Origin of the sequence: Enterobacter sp. Sphag1F (genome assembly GCF_014193275.1) — a bacterium.
GTDB classification, from domain to species: domain Bacteria; phylum Pseudomonadota; class Gammaproteobacteria; order Enterobacterales; family Enterobacteriaceae; genus Pantoea; species Pantoea symbiotica.
The window spans coordinates 408,803-430,699 of sequence record NZ_JACHZD010000004.1; the positions used below are offsets into that span (position 1 = coordinate 408,803).

The 21,897-nt window shown below is 54.9% G+C and carries 20 protein-coding genes and 1 other RNA gene; 15 read left to right on the top strand and 6 right to left on the bottom strand.

Translation table 11 applies throughout. From position 1 onward, the window contains the following. The first annotated feature begins 187 nt into the window (after nucleotides 1–187). From epd to argO, 5 genes are all read left to right on the top strand, one after another. A complete protein-coding gene (gene epd, locus FHW71_RS15340; protein WP_179452208.1) occupies nucleotides 188–1,207 on the top strand; it encodes an erythrose-4-phosphate dehydrogenase in 1,020 nt (339 codons plus the stop codon). Nucleotides 1,208–1,258: 51 nt separating this feature from the next. Next, on the top strand, nucleotides 1,259–2,422 hold the full coding sequence (gene pgk / locus FHW71_RS15345) for a phosphoglycerate kinase (protein ID WP_179452209.1): 1,164 nt from the start codon (nucleotides 1,259–1,261) through the stop codon (nucleotides 2,420–2,422). 104 nt (nucleotides 2,423–2,526) lie between these two features. After that, a complete protein-coding gene (gene fbaA / locus FHW71_RS15350) occupies nucleotides 2,527–3,606 on the top strand; it encodes a class II fructose-bisphosphate aldolase (RefSeq protein WP_008108269.1) in 1,080 nt (359 codons plus the stop codon). A gap of 188 nt (nucleotides 3,607–3,794) precedes the next feature. Continuing rightward, nucleotides 3,795–4,670, top strand: a complete 876-nt coding sequence (mscS, locus tag FHW71_RS15355) for a small-conductance mechanosensitive channel MscS (RefSeq protein ID WP_008108267.1) — start codon at nucleotides 3,795–3,797, stop codon at nucleotides 4,668–4,670. 128 nt (nucleotides 4,671–4,798) lie between these two features. After that, the gene (gene argO, locus FHW71_RS15360; RefSeq protein WP_061719851.1) at nucleotides 4,799–5,422 is read left to right on the top strand and encodes an arginine exporter ArgO; all 624 of its coding nucleotides are present in this window, start codon (nucleotides 4,799–4,801) and stop codon (nucleotides 5,420–5,422) included. Here argO and FHW71_RS15365 read toward each other — a convergent pair. Further along, nucleotides 5,419–7,680 carry an FAD-dependent oxidoreductase gene (locus FHW71_RS15365; protein ID WP_179452210.1) on the bottom strand — a complete coding sequence of 754 codons (2,262 nt, stop codon included), beginning with the start codon at nucleotides 7,678–7,680 and terminating at the stop codon, nucleotides 5,419–5,421. The genes argO and FHW71_RS15365 overlap by 4 nt on opposite strands. A gap of 54 nt (nucleotides 7,681–7,734) precedes the next feature. On the opposite strand from FHW71_RS15365, the gene FHW71_RS15370 reads away from it, so the two are divergent. After that, nucleotides 7,735–8,433 carry an IclR family transcriptional regulator gene (locus FHW71_RS15370; RefSeq protein WP_179452211.1) on the top strand — a complete coding sequence of 233 codons (699 nt, stop codon included), beginning with the start codon at nucleotides 7,735–7,737 and terminating at the stop codon, nucleotides 8,431–8,433. Here FHW71_RS15370 and FHW71_RS15375 read toward each other — a convergent pair. After that, nucleotides 8,420–9,727 (bottom strand): MFS transporter, encoded by a 1,308-nt coding sequence (locus tag FHW71_RS15375; RefSeq protein WP_179452212.1) that lies wholly within the window; start codon nucleotides 9,725–9,727, stop codon nucleotides 8,420–8,422. The two genes, FHW71_RS15370 and FHW71_RS15375, sit on opposite strands and share 14 nt — an antisense overlap. A 218-nt stretch (nucleotides 9,728–9,945) precedes the next feature. Between FHW71_RS15375 and FHW71_RS15380 the strand changes: the two genes are divergently transcribed. Next, nucleotides 9,946–10,674, top strand: coding sequence for an oxidative stress defense protein (locus tag FHW71_RS15380; protein ID WP_008108260.1), 729 nt, complete (start codon nucleotides 9,946–9,948; stop codon nucleotides 10,672–10,674). Nucleotides 10,675–10,777: 103 nt separating this feature from the next. Here FHW71_RS15380 and FHW71_RS15385 read toward each other — a convergent pair whose 3' ends face one another. After that, nucleotides 10,778–11,683, bottom strand: a complete 906-nt coding sequence (locus FHW71_RS15385; RefSeq protein WP_008108259.1) for a LysR family transcriptional regulator ArgP — start codon at nucleotides 11,681–11,683, stop codon at nucleotides 10,778–10,780. Between the two features lie 181 nt (nucleotides 11,684–11,864). On the opposite strand from FHW71_RS15385, the gene rpiA reads away from it, so the two are divergent. Further along, on the top strand, nucleotides 11,865–12,524 hold the full coding sequence (gene rpiA, locus FHW71_RS15390; RefSeq protein WP_008108258.1) for a ribose-5-phosphate isomerase RpiA: 660 nt from the start codon (nucleotides 11,865–11,867) through the stop codon (nucleotides 12,522–12,524). 279 nt (nucleotides 12,525–12,803) lie between these two features. Then, nucleotides 12,804–14,042 carry a phosphoglycerate dehydrogenase gene (serA, locus tag FHW71_RS15395; protein ID WP_008108257.1) on the top strand — a complete coding sequence of 413 codons (1,239 nt, stop codon included), beginning with the start codon at nucleotides 12,804–12,806 and terminating at the stop codon, nucleotides 14,040–14,042. Between the two features lie 38 nt (nucleotides 14,043–14,080). On the opposite strand, the gene FHW71_RS15400 is transcribed toward serA, so the two are convergent. The 3 genes from FHW71_RS15400 to zapA all read right to left on the bottom strand — a co-directional run bounded on the left by FHW71_RS15400 (nucleotide 14,081) and on the right by zapA (nucleotide 15,303). After that, on the bottom strand, nucleotides 14,081–14,677 hold the full coding sequence (locus FHW71_RS15400; RefSeq protein ID WP_179452213.1) for a 5-formyltetrahydrofolate cyclo-ligase: 597 nt from the start codon (nucleotides 14,675–14,677) through the stop codon (nucleotides 14,081–14,083). 73 nt (nucleotides 14,678–14,750) lie between these two features. Beyond that, a non-coding RNA gene (gene ssrS / locus FHW71_RS15405) (6S RNA) lies at nucleotides 14,751–14,934 on the bottom strand. Between the two features lie 39 nt (nucleotides 14,935–14,973). Beyond that, nucleotides 14,974–15,303 (bottom strand): cell division protein ZapA, encoded by a 330-nt coding sequence (gene zapA / locus FHW71_RS15410; RefSeq protein WP_007890288.1) that lies wholly within the window; start codon nucleotides 15,301–15,303, stop codon nucleotides 14,974–14,976. Nucleotides 15,304–15,473: 170 nt separating this feature from the next. Between zapA and FHW71_RS15415 the strand changes: the two genes are divergently transcribed. The 6 genes from FHW71_RS15415 (at nucleotide 15,474) to gcvH (ending at nucleotide 21,841) form a co-directional block, all read left to right on the top strand. After that, entirely contained in the window at nucleotides 15,474–16,055 is a 582-nt protein-coding gene (locus FHW71_RS15415) for a YecA family protein (RefSeq protein ID WP_061719857.1), read from the top strand. Between the two features lie 50 nt (nucleotides 16,056–16,105). Further along, complete coding sequence (gene pepP / locus FHW71_RS15420; RefSeq protein ID WP_008108254.1) at nucleotides 16,106–17,428, top strand: Xaa-Pro aminopeptidase; 1,323 nt, start codon at nucleotides 16,106–16,108, stop codon at nucleotides 17,426–17,428. Continuing rightward, nucleotides 17,425–18,603, top strand: coding sequence for a 2-octaprenyl-6-methoxyphenyl hydroxylase (ubiH, locus tag FHW71_RS15425; RefSeq protein WP_179452214.1), 1,179 nt, complete (start codon nucleotides 17,425–17,427; stop codon nucleotides 18,601–18,603). Before pepP ends, ubiH begins: the two co-directional genes overlap by 4 nt. 20 nt (nucleotides 18,604–18,623) lie before the next feature. Then, nucleotides 18,624–19,826, top strand: coding sequence for an FAD-dependent 2-octaprenylphenol hydroxylase (gene ubiI, locus FHW71_RS15430; RefSeq protein WP_179452215.1), 1,203 nt, complete (start codon nucleotides 18,624–18,626; stop codon nucleotides 19,824–19,826). Nucleotides 19,827–20,333: 507 nt separating this feature from the next. After that, nucleotides 20,334–21,431 (top strand): glycine cleavage system aminomethyltransferase GcvT, encoded by a 1,098-nt coding sequence (gene gcvT, locus FHW71_RS15435; protein WP_176973608.1) that lies wholly within the window; start codon nucleotides 20,334–20,336, stop codon nucleotides 21,429–21,431. Nucleotides 21,432–21,454: 23 nt separating this feature from the next. After that, on the top strand, nucleotides 21,455–21,841 hold the full coding sequence (gene gcvH / locus FHW71_RS15440) for a glycine cleavage system protein GcvH (protein ID WP_008108250.1): 387 nt from the start codon (nucleotides 21,455–21,457) through the stop codon (nucleotides 21,839–21,841). Nucleotides 21,842–21,897: the final 56 nt, after the last annotated feature.

Here is a 21,897-nt window from a genome sequence, read left to right on the forward strand (position 1 = left end):
ATTCCGCCACTCACTTGATCGCAATCATTCCCGTTATTCCTCTCTTGCATTACTCTAGCTGAACCGTTTCAGTTGCGAGCGAGAACGTGCATCTTGCCGGTGCGGGCAAGCAATAATTCCCTGTACAAAACGGTGTGAAACGCTCAGGCTAATCGGCACGTTTTTTCGGGTGTTGTTGAAGGTAGAAATGACCATTCGCATAGCAATAAATGGTTTTGGTCGTATCGGGCGTAACGTATTGCGTGCCCTGTATGAAACCGGTCGCCGGGCTGAGATCACCGTGGTCGCCATTAACGAGCTGGCCGACGCCGCCGGGATGGCGCATCTGCTGAAGTACGACACCAGCCACGGCCGTTTTGCCTTTGATGTGCGCCAGGAGCGCGATCAGCTGTTTGTTGGCGATGACACCATCCGTATCCTGCATCAGGCGGAAATTGATGTGTTGCCGTGGCGCGAACTGAATGTGGATATCGTGCTGGATTGCACCGGCGTGTACGGCAGCCGCGCTGATGGCGAAGCCCATCTGGCAGCAGGTGCGAAGAAAGTGTTGTTCTCGCATCCGGGCGGTAACGATCTCGATGCCACAGTCGTATTTGGTGTTAACGAACAAGCTCTTAAACAAACTGACCGCATTGTCTCCAACGCATCCTGCACCACCAACTGCATTATTCCGGTGATCAAGTTGCTGGATGACGCCTTTGGCATTGAGTCGGGCACCGTGACCACCATTCACTCGGCGATGCACGATCAGCAGGTGATCGACGCCTATCACAGCGATCTGCGTCGTACCCGCGCCGCCAGCCAATCGATCATTCCGGTCGATACGCGTCTTGCTGCTGGCATTACCCGTATTTTTCCGAAATTTAACGATCGCTTTGAGGCAATTGCGGTGCGCGTGCCCACCATCAACGTGACAGCCATTGATTTGAGCGTGTCGGTGCGCGAAGCGGTGAAGGCGTGTGAGGTCAACGCGTTGCTGCAAAACGCGTCAGAAGGGGCGTTTCGTGGTATAGTTGACTATACGGAATTACCGTTAGTCTCAGTAGATTTTAACCATGATCCGCACAGTGCCATAGTCGATGGTACGCAAACGCGGGTCAGTGGTCATCACCTTATCAAAACGCTGGTTTGGTGTGACAACGAATGGGGCTTTGCTAACCGCATGATCGACACCACGTTAGCAATGGCCGCAAGCGGTTTCAGGTAAGACGCGGACTGCGTCTGGCAAAACTTATGAGAATCAACGAGAGGGTTCACCATGTCTGTAATTAAGATGACCGATCTGGATCTTGCTGGTAAACGCGTTCTGATCCGTGCCGATCTCAACGTGCCAGTGAAAGAAGGGAAAGTGACGTCAGATGCACGTATTCGTGCTTCTCTGCCTACCATCGAAGCGGCGTTGAAACAGGGCGCGAAAGTGATGGTTACCTCTCACCTGGGTCGTCCGACCGAAGGTGAATACAACGAAGAGTTCTCCCTGCTGCCGGTTGTTAACTACCTGAAAGATAAACTGAACGGCACCAACGTTACCCTGGCAAAAGATTACCTCAAAGGTGTTGAAGTCAACGCGGGTGAACTGGTTGTGCTGGAAAACGTGCGCTTTAATAAAGGCGAGAAAAAAGACGAAGAAGGTTTGGCAAAGGATTATGCCGCACTGTGTGACGTATTCGTGATGGATGCATTCGGTACCGCGCACCGCGCGCAGGCTTCTACCCACGGCGTGGGCAAGTTTGCACCAATCGCCTGTGCCGGTCCGCTGCTGTCAGCTGAGCTGGAAGCGCTGGGCAAAGTGATGAGCAACCCAGAGCGTCCACTGGTTGCTGTGGTTGGCGGTTCTAAAGTGTCGACCAAATTTGATGTGCTGCAGTCGTTGGTGAAAATTGCTGACACCGTGATTGTGGGCGGCGGTATCGCGAATACCTTCGTGGCTATCGACAACAACGTCGGTAAATCACTGTACGAGCCAGACTTCGTTGAAGCAGCGAAAAAGCTGCGTGACGAGCATGGCATCCCGGTTCCTACCGATTCTCGCGTAGGCACGGAATTCTCTGAAACTGCACCGGCAACCGTTAAAAAGGTTTCCGAAGTAGCGGATAACGAAGAGATTATGGACTTCGGCGACGAAACTGCACAGGCAATGGCCGCGATTCTGAAAGGCGCGAAAACCATTCTGTGGAACGGCCCGGTTGGCGTGTTCGAGTTCCCGAACTTCCGTAAAGGCACCGAAATCGTGGCGAATGCTATCGCCGATAGCGATGCGTTCTCAGTGGCAGGTGGCGGCGATACGCTGGCTGCAATCGACCTGTTCGGTATCGAAGATAAGATCTCTTATATCTCTACCGGCGGCGGCGCATTCCTCGAGTTCGTGGAAGGCAAAAAACTGCCAGCAGTTGCTATGCTGGAAGAGCGCGCCAAGCAGTAACTCTTTGGGGGCGGCGCTTTCGCGTCGCCTGAAGGCTAGCCCTTTATGGGGCAATCAAATCGCAATCCCTTCGGGGATGAACGGTAACGAAACGGGACACAAACATGTCTAAAATTTTTGATTTCGTAAAACCCGGCGTTGTCACTGGTGACGACGTTCAGAAAATTTTCCAGGTAGCGAAAGAGAACAAATTCGCTCTGCCAGCAGTTAACTGCGTCGGCACGGACTCTATCAACGCGGTATTGGAAGCTGCGGCCAAAGTGAAAGCGCCGGTCATCGTTCAGTTCTCCAATGGTGGTGCTGCCTTCATCGCCGGTAAAGGTTTCAAAACCGACAAGCCTCAGGGCGCGGCTATCTTCGGTGCTATCGCGGGTGCATACCATGTGCATCTGATGGCTGAACAGTACGGCGTGCCAGTTATCCTGCACACTGACCACTGCGCCAAGAAACTGCTGCCGTGGATCGACGGTCTGCTGGACGCAGGCGAAGAGCACTTCAAGAAAACCGGTAAGCCGCTGTTCTCTTCTCACATGATCGACCTGTCTGAAGAGTCACTGGAAGAGAACATCGAGATCTCTGCTAAGTATCTGGCGCGCATGGCCAAGCTGGATATGACGCTGGAAATCGAACTGGGTTGTACCGGTGGCGAAGAAGATGGCGTGGACAACAGCCACATGGACGCTTCTGCTCTGTACACTCAGCCAGAAGACGTTGATTACGCTTACACCGAGCTGAGCAAAATCAGCCCACGTTTCACCATCGCTGCTTCATTCGGCAACGTGCACGGCGTGTACAAGCCGGGCAACGTGAAACTGACTCCAACCATTCTGCGTGATTCTCAGGAATACGTGACCAAGAAACACAACCTGGCGCACAACGCGCTGGACTTCGTGTTCCACGGTGGTTCAGGTTCTTCTGCTGCAGAAATCGAAGAGTCTATCGGTTACGGCGTGATCAAGATGAACATCGATACCGACACCCAATGGGCAACGTGGGACGGTATTCTGCAGTACTACAAAAAGAACGAAGACTATCTGCAAGCTCAGTTGGGTAACCCGACTGGCGTAGATAGCCCGAACAAAAAATACTACGATCCACGCGTGTGGCTGCGTTCTGCTCAGGCTTCAATGGTTGTTCGCCTGGAGCAGGCTTTCAAAGAGCTTAACGCCGTCGACGTACTGTAATTTTTCCTTACAGTACAAAAAAGGCCCGTAAGGGCCTTTTTTTATGCGCCTGGTCTGGAAAGTCCCGTAATTTAAGGCCATTTTTGGCGCTTCGCCCTATTTTTGTTTACCCTTGTATGCGGAGTGTCGGAGTCAATCTGGCAGTTTTTGGCAATTTCCTGCGGGAAACTCAACAACAGGGCTAACAAATGGAAGACTTAAATGTCGTTGATGGCATTAACAATGCTGGCGGATGGCTGGTACGTAATCAGGAACTGATCCTGAGCTATGCGGTAAATATTGTGGCGGCGATTGTTACCATCATCATTGGTATGTTCATCGCCCGCATCATCTCCAATGCGATTAACCGCGTTCTGCTGGCGCGTCACATTGATGCGACAGTGGCAGATTTCCTATCTGCAATGGTGCGCTACGGTATTATCGCTTTCACCATCATTGCTGCACTGGGACGCGTTGGGGTGCAAACCGCCTCAGTCATCGCCGTGCTGGGTGCTGCTGGTTTGGCTGTGGGTTTGGCGCTGCAAGGTTCCCTGTCCAACCTGGCTGCCGGCGTATTGCTGGTGACCTTCCGTCCGTTCAAAACCGGTGAATTTGTTGATCTCGGTGGCGTGATGGGTACGGTACAAAACGTGCAGATCTTCTCCACCACTTTGAAAACGGCCGATGGAAAAATTGTCGTTGTGCCTAACGGTAAAATCATTGCCGGCAATATCATTAACTATTCGCGTGAACCGATCCGTCGCAACGAATTCATTATTGGCGTCGCTTACGATGCGGATGTTGATCAGGTGATTGCACTTTTCCGTGAAGTGGTTGAAGCGGATGAGCGTGTGCTGAAAGATTTGGGTATCCAGATTGGTCTGAATGAACTGGCCGCGTCATCGCTCAACTTTGTGGTGCGTTGCTGGAGCAAAAGCAGCGACCTGCAAAACGTCTATTGGGATCTGATGAAGAACTTCAAACGTACGCTGGACGCGAACGGCATCGGTATTCCTTATCCGCAGATGGATGTGCATCTGCATCAGGTGAAGAGCGAGCAGCAACAACCCGCACGCAGCGAATAACATAGAAAGGCACCTGCGGGTGCCTTTTTGATTACTTATTCTAATGACCGATTAAATATTTCAATTTCCTCTAATATCCTCGCGTCACTATACTGCATCACATCTCCCCATTCTTTAGGACTATTTCCGTGTTATCTGTTTATTTACAAGGGCTTGCTCTTGGTGCTGCGCTGATTCTGCCACTTGGCCCGCAAAATGCTTTCGTGATGAATCAGGGCATCAAACGCCACTACCATTTGATGACCGCATCGCTGTGTACCATCAGCGACATTGCGCTGATCTGCGGTGGGATTTTTGGCGGCAGCGCGTTGTTGAATCAATCGCCTATTTTGTTAATGCTGATCACCTGGGCGGGCGTGGCGTTTCTGCTGTGGTACGGCTGGGGCGCGCTGCGCAGTGCGTGGAAGGGTGATGTTTCACTGGCATCTGACGCAGAGCTGAAACAAGGGCGCTGGCGCATTATCGCCACCATCCTGGCGGTCACCTGGCTCAATCCGCATGTCTATCTCGACACCTTTGTGGTGCTCGGCAGCCTCGGTAGCCAGCTTCCCTCTGAAGATGCGCGTCGCTGGTTTGCATTTGGCACCGTGAGTGCATCAATCATCTGGTTCTTCGGCCTGGCGTTGCTGGCGGCGTGGCTGTCGCCACGGCTGCGCACCGTGCGGGCGCAGCGCATTATCAATCTGCTGGTCGGCGGCGTGATGTGGTTTATCGCCATTCAGCTGGCGCGTCAGGGCATTGCTGCTCTCTAATGCAGATGTAATCCGTATAATGCGGGCAGCGCGCCCGCACTGGCGAGCAACTCCAGCCGAATCTGGTTAAAACTCACGCCTTCTGGCACCGTGTGATGACACAGCGAGTGATGATTTTCCGTCACCTCAGCCAATAGCATTTCATCCAGCCATACACGGTAATGCGTGATGCAGTGCGGCGTCACCGTCTGTGCGTGCCCCATTTGCACCGTTTCCATTGCATGATCGAAGTCGTTATCAAATAGCAATGTAATCTGTTTTGCCCGCTGCGGTTCGTTCCAGTGCCAGCACGCGTTGGGATGCGCATCATCCTGCGCGGGCACCCAACAATTGGTGTGCTGTTCCGGGCGTAACTTGCCGTTAAGCAGATAGTCGCGGTGCCACAGTTGCAGCGGTGTTTCCAGCGCAAAGGCCAGCAGGATTTGCTGCGGAGCACGGCGCGGCAGCCAGAAATCAAACTCATCAACGCCGTAATCGCCATCATTAATCTGACGTGTGCGTTTCGCCACGCGCGGATTCAGACTGTTAAAGACCATCATCACGCCCGGCAAACGCTGGCTGGTCAGCGCAACCTCAATCGCGGCGTTCTCCTCAAAGGCGATAAACACATAGCGATCGCAATCGGCACGATAATCAAAGCTCAGTCGATACGTGCCTTGTTGATTCACCGTGACGCTCTGCGTAGCCAGATGGCAATCGCCGCAGGTATTCGCCGGATTATCGCTGGTGAGCAGCGACACCTGCAGTTTCTGCGTTTTTTCAGCGCGTAACTGCACGTTGATCGCTGGCAAACGTTCGCCCGCTTTGAGCGGCAGTAGCAACGCACAGCGGGATTTCAGCGGTTGCCAACCTCCATCGGCGGGCAGGGCGCGCAGTTGTAAGGTGCTGCTCACCGTGACATGCGCATCACGCGCGGGGTTCGCCAACGGATGTCGTGGAATAAACGCACCCTGACGCAGCAGATGCTGCTGTAGCTGGCCCACGCGGTCCGGCTGCGCCAGCTCGGCGGGCGTGATCTGCTGCTGCTGACACAGCGACGCCGCGCGACCCACAACTTCGCCCAGCACGCCGCATGTGCACATGACACGGGCGCTGCCAAAGGCGACGTGCGTAGCGGAGATCAGTCGGCCGGTTAACAACAGGTTGTCCAGCGACTGGCTGTAGAGCGCGCGGAAGGGAATGGTGTAAGTGCCTTTGCTGTGGAACTGACGACAGCCATCGTGTTCGCTGTAAACGCCGTCGGCTGGATGCAGATCAATCGACCAGCCGCCATACGCTACCGCATCGTAGTGATCGCGCTGTTCGATGATGTCCTGCTGGCAAAGCAGGGTATCGCCGAGAAAACGCCGACTCTCGCGTTTGCCGGGAATCAGGCCAACCCATTCGATGGTGAGGTTATCGGCATCGGGGAATTCGCCGGAGTTTTTGATGTAATCCCACACGCCCCAGACAATTTTCCACAGCTCCCACTTGATGGTTTCGCTCTCGTGTACGGTATCGAGCCGCCCGCCCCATTCTAGCCACCATAAATCACAGCCGTTCAGTTCTGAGCTCAGGCGTTTATAGCGCGGAATGGCGGTGATCTCTTTCAGTGCGAAAGAGGGCGCAACGAAGCGTACTGGTTGCGCTGCGCGCTTGGTGTAGAAGTAAATGGAATGCCCGAGCTTGTGGCCAAAATTCTCGCCCGGCGCCATCTTCTCGCCGAACTCCTCCACGGATTCTGCACCCACACGATGCGCCGCACCGGCCAGATAGCCCAACACGCCATCGCCGCTAGCATCAATAAATTGTGACGCCGAAACCTGATAACGCGTTTGATTGATGGCATTGAATGCCTGCACTGACTGCAAGCGGCGGCCAGACTTTTCGATATCGGTCACAACCGTATTGAGCAGCAAAGTCAGGCCGGGCTGCGCCTGCACCATGTCCAGCAGCACCATATCGAACAGCACCGGATTGCCCTCTTTGTTGCGCCACAGGTTCTCCTCCATGATTTCGCCCATGATGCCGCCTTCGCGCGCCCAGCGATTGTTATTGCCCATATGCGAGGTAGCGCCGTTGGCCCACAAGCGCACTTCGCTGGAAGCGTTGCCGCCCAGCACCGGACGATCCTGAATCAGCACCACATCAAGGCCATCGCGTGAGGCGGCGAGCGCGGCACACACGCCTGCCAGTCCACCGCCGATAATCAGTAACTCCGCTTGTAGCCGTTGTTGCGGAAAGTCGCGCACATTTTGCGTAGAGAAAGTCTGCATCATTTCATTCCTCTGACTCTAAGGCTAAGATTGGATTTTGCCCGCCGCAGGTGATCTATGTCTTCTCAACCCAACCAAAGCCTGATTGACGGTATTCGCTGCCTGCAATATCTGGTTTCCAGTGATAAAGCCGTGGGTTGCCGTGAACTGGCGCGCCAGATGGGGATGAACAGCACACGTGTAAATCGACTGCTGATGACCATGGCATCGATTGGACTGACCACACAGGATGAGCATCGACGCTATTTGCCTGGCCCCGGCATTCACGCGCTGGCGGCACAGGCGATTCGCGGATCTTCGCTGTTTGCGCAGGCGTTGCCGCAGCTGGAACTGCATGCGCCGCGCGATATCGTGGTGGCGCTGGGCGTGCTGTGGGAGGATCAGGTGATCTATATCTGGCACTCGGAACCCGGTGAACGCATCAACGCCAGCCAGGCGCTGGCCGGTTTCCGCATGCTGCCCGCATGGCAATCGGTGATTGGCGTGTCGTTGCTGGCGGCGGAAAGCGATGAGGCGCTGCGTCCGCGTTTTAACGACGAACAGTGGCTGCAAATCGCGCCGCTGCTGGCGCGTAAGCGTGCTGATGGTTACCTGATTTGGCATCGCGATGACGGTGAAATCAGCATGGCGCAGCCGATTGATAACAACCGTGCGGCGCTGGCGTTCGCCAAAATCTGGCAGGACGATGAGGCGCATCTCGCGCAGCGGCTGCAACAGCTGCAATCGCTGGCGCAAACCGTCATCACTCCGCGCTAACATGATCGATTTTCCCGACAATAAACAGATAACTGCAGATGCCAATCGCCGCCAGCACGGCGATAAATGCCAGTGCTGGCGCAAAGTTATCGCCATCGATTAACGCACCAATAGCAATCGGCACCACGATGGAGGAGAGCGCGCCGGTAAAGTTAAATACGCCGCCCGCCAGACCAATCAAATGGCGCGGTGCCAGCGCCGTGACAAAAACCCACGTAATGGTGGCCAGGCCGTTGCCAAAGAACGCCAGCGACATAAACAGGATGATCAGCGTGGAATCATCGGTGTAGTTGGCGCCAAGGATAAACAGCGTCAGGAACAGACCGAGGATCACCGGCAGCTTGCGCGCCACGCTGGCAGAAATGCCGCGACGTATCATGCGGTCCGAGGCAAATCCGGCCAGCAGCACGCCGCAGAAGGCGGCGAAGTAGGGCACCGAAGCCACATAACCGCTTTTGATGAAGCCCATGTGTCGATACTCCACCAGATAGGTCGGGAACCAAGTGAGGAAGAACCAGAAGGTGGCAGAAATGGTGAACTGGCCAATATAGATGCCGACCAATTTGCGACTGCGGAACATCTGCGCCAAATCACTCCAGCGCGCTTTGGCTTGCTGCGTATTCTGCCGACTCTCCAGCAGCGCACCGTTGTCGCGCAGATAGTTGAGCTCCGCTTCGGATACGCCTTGATGCTGATTCGGCTCGCGGTAGAGCCAATACCACACCAGCGCCCAAATCATCCCCGCGAATCCGGTAATCAAAAACAGCCCGCGCCAGCCAAACGCATCCTGCAGATGAAACAGCAGCGGCGTCATGCAGGCGAGACCAACAAACTGCGCTGAGGAGTAAATGCCAATTGCGCTGGCTCGCTCTTGCTCCGGGAACCAGCTGGAAATTACCCGATTGTTGGAGGGCATCACCGGCGCTTCAAACGCGCCCACGCCAAGCCGCAGACCAAACAGCGCGCCGAAGCTGTTGGCAAGCGCATGCAGCGCGGTAATCAATGACCAGGCAAACAAACCGACGCCATAGACCACGCGCGCGCCAAGGCGATCAATGAGGAAGCCGCCGGGAATCTGCAGCGCAGCGTAGATCCAGCCGAAAGCAGAGAAGATCAATCCCATCTCCATCGGCGTGAAGCGTAGTTCGCCCGCCATTGCCGTAGCGGCAACCGACAGGTTAGTACGATCCATGTAATTGATAATAATGTTAATAAACACCAGAGCGAGCATCAGAAAGCGCGTGCGTCCAGCGCGAACGCTGACGGCAGTTTGGCTAAGCGGCTGTTCTGTCATTGGCAACTCTCCCGAACCCAGATGTGTTTCTTTAATAGAAACGTTTAAGTGTTTTTTTGGCGAATCTGTACCGCTAAATTTGCGATCGCGGCGAGGTTAAAACAGCAGAGTGCCCGAACTTTTTGCTGAATCAAAACTCAGAGCATCACGCATGGTAATGTGTTTTGGGTTTAGCCATAGTGGCGACCTGCAAATTGAATCCCTCAAGGAGGACTTTCGTGAAACTGAAAGCACTGGCGCTGGCCGCCGTAATGAGCACCGGCGCACTGTCCGGTTTAGTTCAGGCAGGCGAATTGCCGAATGGACCGCATGTGGTGACGTCTGGACAGGCAAGCGTTGATGCCACGCCTGATATCGCCAGACTCGCTATTGTGGTGAGTGTTTCGTCGAAAGACGCGGCGGAAGCGAAAAAGCAAGCTGATGACCGCGTGGCGCAATATTTCGATTTCCTGCAAAAGAACGGTATTGAGAAAAAAGATATTGATGCGGCAAACCTCAGCACGCAGCCAGAGTACGATTACACCAAAGAAGGTAAGTCGGTGCTGAAAGGTTATCGTGCCGAGCGTCAGGTGCAGGTAACGTTGCGTCAGCTGGACAAGCTGAACGAGCTGCTGGATGGCGCGTTGAAATCTGGCCTGAATGAAATTCGTTCGGTTGAACTGGGTGTCGCAAATCCGGACAGCTATAAAGAGAAGGCGCGTAAAGTGGCGATCGCCAATGCTACGCAGCAGGCCAATGCGCTGGCAGAAGGGTTTAACGCTAAGTTAGGTTCGGTTTACAGCATTCGCTACCATGTTGCGAACTACCAGCCGATGCCGATGGCGCGCATGTATAAAGCCGCCGCTGCACCTGCTGATACCACCGCGCAGCAAACTTACGAGCAGCAGAGCATTCACTTTGACGATCAGGTGGATGTGGTGTTCGAAATCAAACCGAATACACCGTAAGTCTGTTTACCAGGTCGCCATGAATGGCGACACTACGGTTATTTGGTGGGATTTTCGTTAGGTGCGCATACATGCGCACCTGCAATCATATGCAACGCATTGCTTAAACGGGCAACACATCCTGACGCAGCACGCGATGTCCGTGCGCAATCAGCGCATCGGTCACGCTGCGCATCAAACGACTTTCCGGCGCAAACCGGTGCCAATACAGCATACGACGCTGATACAGGCCTGGCGTCAAATCCACCAGCTCACCCTGCGCTAACTCGCGCTCAATCTGCAGATGCGGAATCATACAGCACACCGAACCCTGACGCGCCAGCTGCACAAAGGCTTCTGACGAGTTAACGATGTGGCAGGGCACGCTGCCCGGCGACAGGTCAAAGTTCTGCTGTAAAAACGCCTGATGCATATCATCCAGATGATCAAACGCCACCGCCGGCGCTTTCAGCAGCGCAGAGCGCGTCACACCATTTGGGAAGTAACGTGCAGCAAAATCAGGTGAGGCGCAGAACAGATAATCGAGCGCGCCCAGTTGATCCACTAAGCAGCTTGGCAGCGGCTGCGGCTGAATACTCACCGCGCCGACCACTTCACCACGACGCAGACGTTCCTGCGTGCGGGTTTCATCTTCTACCTGCAAATTCAGGCGCACCGGCGAATCGGCCAGCACATCTTTCAGCGCGGGCAGCAGCCAGGTTGCCAGACTGTCGGCGTTGACCGCCAGCGACAGCAACAGCGGCGTGGTTCCACCGTTGTCATCCCCCAGCCACTCCTCTTCCAGCAGCTCAACCTGATGCAACAACGCCAGTAACTTTTGTCCCTGCTCGGTCGGACGCGGCGGCACGGTGCGTACCAGCAGCGGCTGACCAAATAAATTTTCCAGCTGTTTAATTCGCTGTGAAACCGCAGATTGGGTAATGCAGAGTTTTTGTGCCGCACGCTCAAAGCCGCGCTCGCGAATCACAGCATCCAGCGCCTGAAGCGTTCGATAATCCGGGCGTTTCATTGTTGTTCTCTCTCGTTCAGGGTGGACGTTACTATGCCATAAAACTGTCAAATTGTGCTGCGGCGCATTTTTGCGGGCTGGCTTCCAAAGCGTTAAATCGGCTGTCTAACAGTCGCGCTTTTTTACAGCGCCTTGTTTTATACTACGCGCACTTCGATGTCGCACAGGTTTTAAACATACCATGACCCAGGATGAACTGAAAAAAGCGGTAGGTTGGGCAGCGCTGCAGTACGTAGAGCCCGGCACCATTGTCGGCGTAGGTACCGGATCAACGGCGGCGCATTTCATTGATGCACTCGGCACCATGAAGAATCAGATCGAAGGCGCAGTTTCCAGCTCGGAAGCCTCGACGGAGAAACTGAAAGCGTTAGGCATTCACGTCTTTGATCTCAACGAAATTGATGAGCTGTCGGTTTACGTTGATGGCGCCGATGAAATCAATCCGCAGATGCAGATGATCAAAGGCGGTGGCGCAGCGCTGACGCGTGAGAAAATCGTTGCGGCGGTGGCGAAGAAATTCATCTGTATTGCCGATGCATCGAAAGAAGTCGATGTGCTGGGTAATTTCCCGCTGCCGGTTGAAGTGATTCCGATGGCGCGTTCCTATGTGGCGCGTGAACTGGTTAAACTCGGCGGCTTGCCGGAGTATCGCCAGAACGTCATTACTGACAACGGCAACATTATTCTCGACGTGCATAATCTGCGTATTCTCGATCCCATCGAGCTGGAAAAAACCATCAACGCGCTGCCTGGCGTGGTGACCGTTGGCCTGTTTGCGGGACGTGGCGCCGATGTCGCGCTGATTGGCACCGCTGACGGCGTGAAAACCATCGTAAAATGATCTGTCCGGCGCGCGTCATGCGCCGGTTATTTCCATCCGCAAAACATCTTTTCTCGCCAGGCTGAAATTTGGTGACTTATGTCACAAAAGATTCATCAGCAGTGAGTTCGTACTTCGTCCACTCAGGATGTCACGATTTTGTACGGCATTGTGCTGTCTCCGCGTGGGCGCGTGCTGGCTCCAAGGCAATCGTTTGTATTGCTGCGCACGAAATTTTTGATATTTTGACAGAAGGCTACCTTATGGTAGTCCTCATTGAATTCTGAATAGGGTCGGGAAATGGCAAAGGTATCACTGGAAAAAGACAAGATTAAGTTCCTGCTGGTGGAAGGCGTTCACCAGAGTGCGCTGGAAAACCTGCGTGCAGCAGGCTACACCAACATCGAGTTTCACAAAGGGGCGCTGGATGCGGAGTCGCTGAAATCCTCCATCCGCGATGCGCACTTCATTGGTATCCGTTCCCGCACCCAACTGACCGAAGAGATCTTCGCTGCCGCAGAAAAGCTGGTGGCAGTCGGCTGTTTCTGTATCGGTACCAACCAGGTTGATCTTGGTGCTGCGGCGAAACGCGGCGTGCCGGTGTTCAACGCACCGTTCTCCAACACCCGTTCTGTTGCTGAGCTGGTGATTGGCGAAATGCTGCTGATGCTGCGTGGCATTCCTGAAGCCAACGCTAAAGCGCACCGTGGCATCTGGAATAAAGTCGCCAACGGTTCGTTCGAAGCACGCGGCAAAAAACTGGGTATCATCGGTTATGGCCACATCGGCATGCAGCTGGGTGTGCTGGCAGAAAGCCTGGGTATGCACGTGTTCTTCTACGATATCGAAAGCAAGCTGCCGCTGGGTAACGCGACGCAGGTGCGTCATCTTTCCGATCTGCTCAACATGAGCGACGTGGTGAGCCTGCACGTTCCTGAAACGCAATCGACCCAGAACATGATTGGTGCCGAAGAGCTGGCGCTGATGAAGCCAGGCGCGCTGCTGATCAACGCCGCGCGTGGTACCGTGATTGATATTCCGGCGCTGTGTGATGCCCTGGCGAACAAACATCTCTCCGGTGCCGCCATCGACGTGTTCCCGGTTGAGCCTGCAACCAACAGCGATCCGTTCAATTCTCCGTTGTGCGAGTTTGATAACGTGATCCTGACGCCGCACATTGGCGGTTCAACGCAGGAAGCACAGGAAAACATCGGAATTGAAGTGGCTGGCAAGCTGGCGAAGTATTCGGACAACGGTTCAACACTGTCTGCGGTTAACTTCCCGGAAGTCTCGCTGCCAATGCATGCGGCAAGCGCGAGCCGTTTGTTGCACATCCACGAAAACCGTCCAGGCGTGTTGACGGCCATCAACCTGATCTTTGCCGAACAGGGCATCAACATCGCGGCTCAGTATCTACAAACTACGCCGGTGATGGGTTATGTGGTTATTGATATCGATGCGGAAAAAGATGTAGCGGATAAAGCGCTGCAGGCGATGAAGGCGATTCCGGGCACCATCCGCGCCCGTCTGCTGTACTGATTAAACAGGGCGCCATTGGCGCCCTTTGTTTTTCCTGCTTACGCTTCCCATTGCCACAGTTTTGATGGCGTCAGTATTGCGGGTAGCGGCACATCCCATGCGGCGACCGGCAGCGCTTCTACGCGTTGACAATCATGTGCGATCCCCACCGGAAGAAAACCATGCTGCTGCCAGTGTTGCAGCGTGCGATCGTAAAATCCGCCACCCATTCCCAAACGTTGACCCGCATGATCAAACGCCACCAGCGGCACCAGCATCACATCGAGTTGATCCAGCGTTGCCAACTGCGTGATGTCTAACGGCGGTTCCGGAATGCGTAGCTTATTTGGCGTGAGTGAAGTTTCTGGCGTGTAACGGATAAACAACAGATTACCCGGCGAGAAGGGATGGAGCACCGGTAAATAGACCTGCTTTTTCTGCTGCCACAGTTTGGCGATCAGCGGGCGGGTGTTGATCTCTCCATCGACAGACAAAAACAGCGCAATGCGTTGAGCATTAGCGATCGGCGCAATGTTGATGGCGTGTTCAGCCAACTGATCGGCGGCCTGTTCCTGTTGCTCAGACGTGAGATTGCGGCGCAAATGGCGCACGTGCTGACGGATGTCTTGACGGTCGAGAAGTGAGGGTGCTGACATGATATCCCCGGCAGATTGGGCTGTTTCCAGCACTATATCATGCGAACCGGGGGATGCAGATTGGAACTAAATGGAGATCTCCGAGATGCCGCCGCAGGCTGTAACCCTTGAACCCTTGGTTCAAGGTGAACATGCCGTCACAACTATTAGGCTTCTCGGACGGACCGAGCATGCGCACAAATTGTGGAGCGTCACATTCTGTTGGTATGAAATATCGGCTCAGGGGACTGGCCCGCTTGCAAACATCTCAGAGAAAATTTACTTCACCGTCACTCTAGCATGAGGACCATGAAGTGTTATTCAAAATTAGGGCCCTGGCGGTCAGTTATGCGACCTTGCTCTACTAACGCTTGTTCAATGGTCTGCTGCAGCATGCGGATACGTTGTTCCATGTTTGCTGCATAGTCGCGCGTCTTACCTTTCTCTTGTGCCAACTCGTGGCAGATGTTTAACGCGGCGATGAACACCAGTTGCTCTGTATTGGTGACTCTAGTGCGAACTTTTAAATCTTGCAACCGTTGATTGAGATCCTCTGCGGCCAGATTCAGCGCATCTTGCTGTTCAGGCGGGCAATTCACTCTTAACGAACGACCAAAAATTTGAATATCTACTGGTTGTGCAGACATGCCACCATCCTAACTGATTACTTCGATCGCATCTCCCTTACCGGTCAATGGGTTGGGAGGTGCGAAACTATATATACCCGAGTTATAAGTTACAACCCCTTTTCTGGAAACCCAGAGGCACCTGGTGGTAGCATAACACGAACTTATTCCGCCAACGACGACCAAAGCTTATGTCTTTACAGAACGCAACGCCGAGTTACAACACGCTGGCCGCGGCCCTTTCACAGCAGGGCGTGGGCATGACGCCAGCCGAAATGCATGGTCTTCTTTCCGGGATTCTGTGCGGCGGCAATCAGGATACCAGCTGGAAAACCATGGTTCACGATCTCACCAACGAAGGCATGGCGTTTTCGCAGAGCCTGTCTCAGCCATTGCAAGCGCTGCATGAAAGCCTGGCGACCACGCTGGAAGACGAAGGCTTTATGTTCCAGCTGATGTTGCCGGAAGATGATGACATCACGGTATTCGATCGCGCGGATGCACTGGCCGGTTGGGTAAACCACTTCCTGCTCGGTTTGGGCGTCACTCAGCCTAAGCTGGAGAAAGTGACCGGTGAAACCGGTGAAGCGATTGACGATCTGCGCACTATCGCACAGCTTGGCTATGACGAAGATGAAGATCAGGAAGAGCTAGAGCAGTCGCTTGAAGAGGTGATTGAGTACGTGCGTGTTGCCGCTCTGCTATGCCATGACACTTTCACGCGCCAGCATCAGCCAACGGCACCAGAAGTACAGAAACCTACGTTACACTAAGCGCGTCAATGCGGGCGCGTTGTGGCCCGTCTTCAACAGGGAGTGCAAACATGATTACCTTGGATACGTTTCAACAACGTCGTCAGGCGCTGATTGCCCGCATGGCGCCAGGCAGCGCTGCATTGATTTTTGCTGCACCTGAAGTGACGCGCAGCAACGACACCGAATACAACTTTCGGCAAAACAGTGACTTCTGGTATTTCACCGGTTTTAACGAACCGCAGGCGCTGCTGGTATTGATTAAAAGCGATGATAAGCACAATCACAGCGTGCTGTTCAATCGCGTGCGCGATCTCACCGCTGAAATCTGGTTTGGCCGTCGTCTGGGACAAGATGCGGCCCCCGCAAAACTGGGCGTAGATCGTGCGTTGCCGTGGGATGACATTGGCGAGCAGCTGCATCAACTGCTTAACGGGCTGGATGTGGTTTACCACGCGCAGGGCGAATACGCTGAAGCCGATCGGCTGGTGTTTAGCGCGCTGGAAAAACTGCGTCGCGGCTTCCGTCAGAACCTCAGTGCGCCGGATACGGTTACTGACTGGCGTCCGTGGGTGCATGAAATGCGCCTGTTCAAAAGCGCAGAAGAGATTGAGATTCTGCGCCGCGCCGGCAAAATCAGCGCGCTGGCGCATACGCGAGCGATGCAAGCCTGTCGTCCCGGCATGTTTGAATATCAGCTGGAAGGCGAAATTCATCACGAATTCAATCGCCACGGCGCGCGTTTCCCCTCGTACAACACCATTGTCGGTTCCGGCGAAAATGGCTGCATTCTGCACTACACCGAAAACGAATGTGAGATGCGCGATGGCGACTTAGTGCTGATCGACGCAGGCTGTGAATTCCACGGCTACGCGGGCGATATCACTCGCACCTTCCCGGTTAACGGCACCTTCAGCGAGCCGCAGCGTGCTATCTACGACATCGTGCTGGCGTCGCTCTACAAAGCGCTGTCGATGTTCCGTCCGGGCATCAGCATCCATGACGTCAATGACGAAGTGGTACGCATCATGATAACCGGACTGGTCGATCTCGGCATTCTGGATGGCAACATCGATACGCTGTTTGAAGAGCAGGCGCATCGTCCGTTCTTCATGCACGGTTTGGGCCACTGGCTGGGGCTGGATGTGCACGATGTTGGCCATTACGGCACGCCAAGCCGCGACCGCTTACTTGAGCCGGGCATGGTGCTGACCGTTGAGCCAGGCTTGTATATCGCGCCAGATGCCAAAGTGCCGCCACAATATCGCGGTATTGGCATTCGCATCGAAGATGACATCGTCATCACCGCTGACGGCAACGAAAATCTCACCGACAGCGTAGTGAAAGACGCCGACGCGATTGAAGCCTTGATGGCGGCGGCACGTCACGCATGAGCATTTTGATTGCCGGCGGCGGCATGACCGGTGCGACTCTGGCGCTGGCGATTTCACATCTGACACAAGGCCAGCTGCCGGTTACCCTGATTGAGCGCAGCCAGCCCGATAGCCGCGCACATCCCGGCTTCGACGGACGCGCGATTGCTTTGGCGGCAGGTACTTGCCAGCAGTTGGCGGATATCGATCTGTGGCGCTCGCTGGCCGATTGCGCCACGCCTATCACCGATATTCACGTTTCCGATCGCGGCCATACCGGCTTCGTTTCGCTTAAAGCGCAAGATCATCAGGTTCCCGCGCTCGGCCAGGTGGTCGAACTGTTTGATGTCGGCCAGCGACTGTTTCAACGCCTGCAGAAAGCGCCAGGCGTCACGCTGCGCTGCCCGGATCACGTTACCTCGGTATCGCGTACGGCGGATAACGTGCAGGTTATGTTGAACAGCGGCGAACAACTGGAAGGCGCATTACTGGTGGCCGCCGACGGTGCGCGTTCCCCTTTAGGCGCTTCCTGCGGCATCACCTGGCAGCGCGACGATTATCAGCAGCTAGCGGTGATTGCCAATGTGTCGACGCAATTGCCGCATCAGGGTCGCGCCTTTGAGCGTTTTACCAAGCACGGCCCGCTGGCGTTGTTGCCGATGTCCGACAACCGCATGTCGCTGGTGTGGTGCCATCCGCTAGAGGCGCAAGCAACCATTAAGCAGTGGGACGATGCCACCTTCCTGCAAGAACTGCAGCGCGCATTTGGCTGGCGGTTGGGGCGTTTCACGCACACCGGTCAACGCGAGCATTATCCGCTGGCGCTGCAAACCGCCGAACGTCAGGTGACGCATCGTCTGGCGCTGGTGGGCAACGCGGCACAAACGCTGCATCCGATTGCCGGACAAGGCTTCAATCTCGGTCTGCGCGATGTGATGTCGCTGGCGGAAACGCTGGCAGGCGCACATCGTCAGCAGCAAGATCCCGGCAGTTTCGCGGTATTGCAGCATTTTGCCGCGCGACGTCAGCCCGATCGTGCCGCCACGATTGGCGTCACTGACGGTTTAGTCCGACTGTTTGCTAACCGCTATGCGCCGTTGGTAGCAGGACGAAATCTTGGGCTGGTGGCAATGGACCATCTGCCTTGGCTACGAAATCCACTTGCCGCGCGCACGCTCGGCTGGGTTAAGCGTTAAGCACGAATTAAGGGGCAGCAATGCAAACTTTTGATGTGGCAATTGCCGGAGGCGGCATGGTGGGTTTGGCCGTCGCCTGCGGACTACAAGGCAGCGGCTTACGCGTTGCCGTGCTGGAAAAAGCACCCGAGCCACAGTTTGATCCGGCGGCCAATGCGTCGATTCGCGTCTCCGCCATCAACGCTGCCAGCGAGCGCCTGCTGCAAAAGCTCGATGTCTGGTCGAGCATTTTGGCTCTGCGTGCCAGCGCCTATCACGGCATGGAAGTGTGGGATCAGGACAGCTTCGGTTCGATCAGCTTTGATGATGAGCAGCAGGGATTATCGCATCTCGGTCATATCATTGAAAATGAAGTGATTCACAGCGCGTTGTGGCAGCGCGCCAGTCAGAGCAGCGATATCACGCTGTTTGCCCCGGCACAGTTACAGCAAGTGGCGTTTGGCGATAACGAAGCCTTTATTACCCTGCAAGATGGCAGCATGATGAGTGCTCGTTTGCTGGTGGCTGCCGACGGCGCGAATTCGTGGCTGCGCGACAAAGCGGATATTCCGCTGACCTTCTGGGATTACGAACATCACGCGCTGGTGGCAAACATCCGCACCGATATGCCGCATGATGCCATTGCGCGTCAGGTGTTCCATGGCGACGGTATTCTGGCGTTTCTACCGATGCAGGATCCGCATTTATGCTCGATCGTCTGGTCGCTCTCGCCGCAGGAAGCGGCGCGCGTGCAATCGATGCCGGAAGCGCTATTTAATCAGCAGCTGTCGGTGGCGTTTGATATGCGTCTTGGTTTGTGTCAGGTCGAGAGCGAACGTAAAACCTTCCCGCTAACAGCGCGTTATGCGCGTAACTTTGCCGCGCACCGTTTGGCGCTGGTCGGCGATGCCGCCCACACCATCCATCCGCTGGCAGGGCAGGGCGTGAATCTTGGATTTATGGATGCAGCTGAATTAATTGGTGAAATTCGCCGCCTGCATCAGGAAGGCAAAGACATTGGCCAGCATCTCTATTTGCGTCGCTATGAGCGCAGCCGCAAGCACAGCGCGGCGATGATGCTGGCGGGAATGCAAGGTTTCCGCGAGCTGTTTGCCGGCACCCATCCGGCGAAAAAGCTGCTGCGGGATGTTGGCCTCAAGCTCGCCGATACTTTGCCGGGCGTCAAACCGCTGATGCTGAAACAGGCGATGGGGCTTAACGATCTACCCAGCTGGATACGCTAATCACCTCTGTATCCCCGGTGCGCATGAATACGCACCCTACAAACTCCCATCAAACTTCGTAGGGTCGCCATTCATGGCGACCGTTCAACTGACACTCATTACGCCCAAATCAACCCCATTTTTCTTTGCTGCACCGCAATGATGCAGCGCTGCACCGCAATCGCGCCTCGTTTGATTTATTCTAATTTTACCCCTTAATTCGCATTAGATTAATTCATGCAATAACCATTCACATGCCGGACCATTTCTTAAACCTGCGGCGTCTATTCCCTCAATTTGCTGCACGAAAGTAATTTAGTCGTATTTTGTGCGAGGCTAATCACAATAACGCAGTGATTTATGCTGGTGGCTGTTCGGTGGCTCATTGAAAGGTGGTAGTGTTTCGCCCTCGTTTTCCTCATGGTTAATTGCCGCATTAGGTGATAACTTCAGCATAAAGAGAACGTTTGCGTCAGCCTGCTAAGGCGACGCAGGCGCGTCACACTCACTTGTATTCACAGGATGGTTATGACTCAGCAAACGCCTCTATTCGAACAGCATCAGGCAAGCGGTGCGCGCATGGTGGACTTCCACGGTTGGATGATGCCGCTACATTACGGCTCGCAAATGGATGAGCATCACGCGGTGCGTAACGATGCCGGCATGTTTGATGTTTCCCACATGACCATCGTCGATCTGCGCGGCGCACGTACCCGCGAATTCCTGCGCTATCTGCTGGCGAACGATGTCGCCAAGCTGACCCAGCCGGGCAAAGCCCTTTATACCGGTATGTTGAATGCCTCCGCTGGCGTCATTGATGATTTAATTGTTTACTTTATGAGCGAAGATTTCTTCCGTCTGGTGGTGAATTCCGCCACGCGTGAGAAAGATTTGGCGTGGATTAAACAGCATGCGCAGCCGTTTGGCGTGGAGCTGACCGAGCGTGACGATCTGGCGCTGATTGCGGTCCAAGGTCCAAACGCGCAGCAGAAAGCACAAACGCTATTTAGCGCCGCTCAGCGTGATGCTGTTGCCGGGATGAAACCTTTCTTTGGCGTGCAGGCAGAAAACCTGTTTATCGCCACCACCGGTTACACCGGCGAAGCGGGTTATGAGATTGCCATGCCTGCTACTGAAGCCGCCGCTTTCTGGCAGCAGCTGTTGGCCGCAGGTGTCAAACCGGCGGGGCTCGGCGCGCGTGACACGCTGCGTCTGGAAGCGGGCATGAACCTGTACGGTCAGGAGATGGATGAAGGCGTTTCGCCGCTCGCCGCCAATATGGGCTGGACCATCAGCTGGGAACCTGCCGATCGCGATTTCATTGGCCGTGATGCGCTGCAAGCGCAGCGCGAGCACGGCACCGAGAAGCTGGTTGGCCTGGTGATGACCGAAAAAGGCGTGCTGCGCAACGGCTTAACAGTGCGTTTCACCGATCAACAAGGTCAGCCGCAGCAAGGTATTATTACCAGTGGTTCCTTCTCACCAACCCTGGGTTACAGCATCGCGCTGGCGCGTGTGCCAGCCGGAATTGGTGAGCAGGCGATTGTGGAAATCCGCAACCGTGAAATGCCAGTGAAAGTCACCAAACCGATTTTTGTTCGCGCCGGTAAGCCGGTCGCCCAGTAATTTTTTTTCAGGAGAAATGGCCAATGAGCAATGTGCCAAGTGAATTGAAATACCGCGATAGCCACGAGTGGGTCCGTAAAGAAGCCGACGGCACCTTTACTGTGGGTATCACCGAACACGCACAGGAACTGCTGGGCGATATGGTGTTTGTCGATCTGCCAGACGTTGGCGCCACTTTCGCGGCCGGTGATGACTGCGCCGTTGCGGAGTCTGTGAAAGCGGCTTCAGACATCTATGCGCCACTGAGCGGTGAAATTGTTGCGGTGAATGACCAACTGGGCGATTCGCCAGAGCTGGTGAACAGCGCGCCGTACGCCGATGGTTGGCTGTTCCGCATCAAAGCCAGCGACGCGTCAGAGCTCGACGCCATGCTGGATGCTGATGCCTACAAAGCCGCGATCGACGAGTAACCGGTAGTTTTAGAAGGTGACGCGCTGCGCCACCTTCTTTTTTATCTGCCTGATTT

Bases quoted from the DNA above. Each gene is read 5' to 3' on its own strand.
- epd (WP_179452208.1), top strand. From the start codon at position 188: ATGACCATTCGCATAGCAATAAATGGTTTTGGTCGTATCGGGCGTAAC.
- pgk (WP_179452209.1), top strand. From the start codon at position 1,259: ATGTCTGTAATTAAGATGACCGATCTGGATCTTGCTGGTAAACGCGTT.
- fbaA (WP_008108269.1), top strand. From the start codon at position 2,527: ATGTCTAAAATTTTTGATTTCGTAAAACCCGGCGTTGTCACTGGTGAC.
- mscS (WP_008108267.1), top strand. From the start codon at position 3,795: ATGGAAGACTTAAATGTCGTTGATGGCATTAACAATGCTGGCGGATGG.
- FHW71_RS15365 (WP_179452210.1), bottom strand. From the start codon at position 7,680: ATGATGCAGACTTTCTCTACGCAAAATGTGCGCGACTTTCCGCAACAA.
- FHW71_RS15370 (WP_179452211.1), top strand. From the start codon at position 7,735: ATGTCTTCTCAACCCAACCAAAGCCTGATTGACGGTATTCGCTGCCTG.
- FHW71_RS15375 (WP_179452212.1), bottom strand. From the start codon at position 9,727: ATGACAGAACAGCCGCTTAGCCAAACTGCCGTCAGCGTTCGCGCTGGA.
- FHW71_RS15385 (WP_008108259.1), bottom strand. From the start codon at position 11,683: ATGAAACGCCCGGATTATCGAACGCTTCAGGCGCTGGATGCTGTGATT.
- rpiA (WP_008108258.1), top strand. From the start codon at position 11,865: ATGACCCAGGATGAACTGAAAAAAGCGGTAGGTTGGGCAGCGCTGCAG.
- serA (WP_008108257.1), top strand. From the start codon at position 12,804: ATGGCAAAGGTATCACTGGAAAAAGACAAGATTAAGTTCCTGCTGGTG.
- FHW71_RS15400 (WP_179452213.1), bottom strand. From the start codon at position 14,677: ATGTCAGCACCCTCACTTCTCGACCGTCAAGACATCCGTCAGCACGTG.
- zapA (WP_007890288.1), bottom strand. From the start codon at position 15,303: ATGTCTGCACAACCAGTAGATATTCAAATTTTTGGTCGTTCGTTAAGA.
- FHW71_RS15415 (WP_061719857.1), top strand. From the start codon at position 15,474: ATGTCTTTACAGAACGCAACGCCGAGTTACAACACGCTGGCCGCGGCC.
- pepP (WP_008108254.1), top strand. From the start codon at position 16,106: ATGATTACCTTGGATACGTTTCAACAACGTCGTCAGGCGCTGATTGCC.
- ubiH (WP_179452214.1), top strand. From the start codon at position 17,425: ATGAGCATTTTGATTGCCGGCGGCGGCATGACCGGTGCGACTCTGGCG.
- ubiI (WP_179452215.1), top strand. From the start codon at position 18,624: ATGCAAACTTTTGATGTGGCAATTGCCGGAGGCGGCATGGTGGGTTTG.
- gcvT (WP_176973608.1), top strand. From the start codon at position 20,334: ATGACTCAGCAAACGCCTCTATTCGAACAGCATCAGGCAAGCGGTGCG.
- gcvH (WP_008108250.1), top strand. From the start codon at position 21,455: ATGAGCAATGTGCCAAGTGAATTGAAATACCGCGATAGCCACGAGTGG.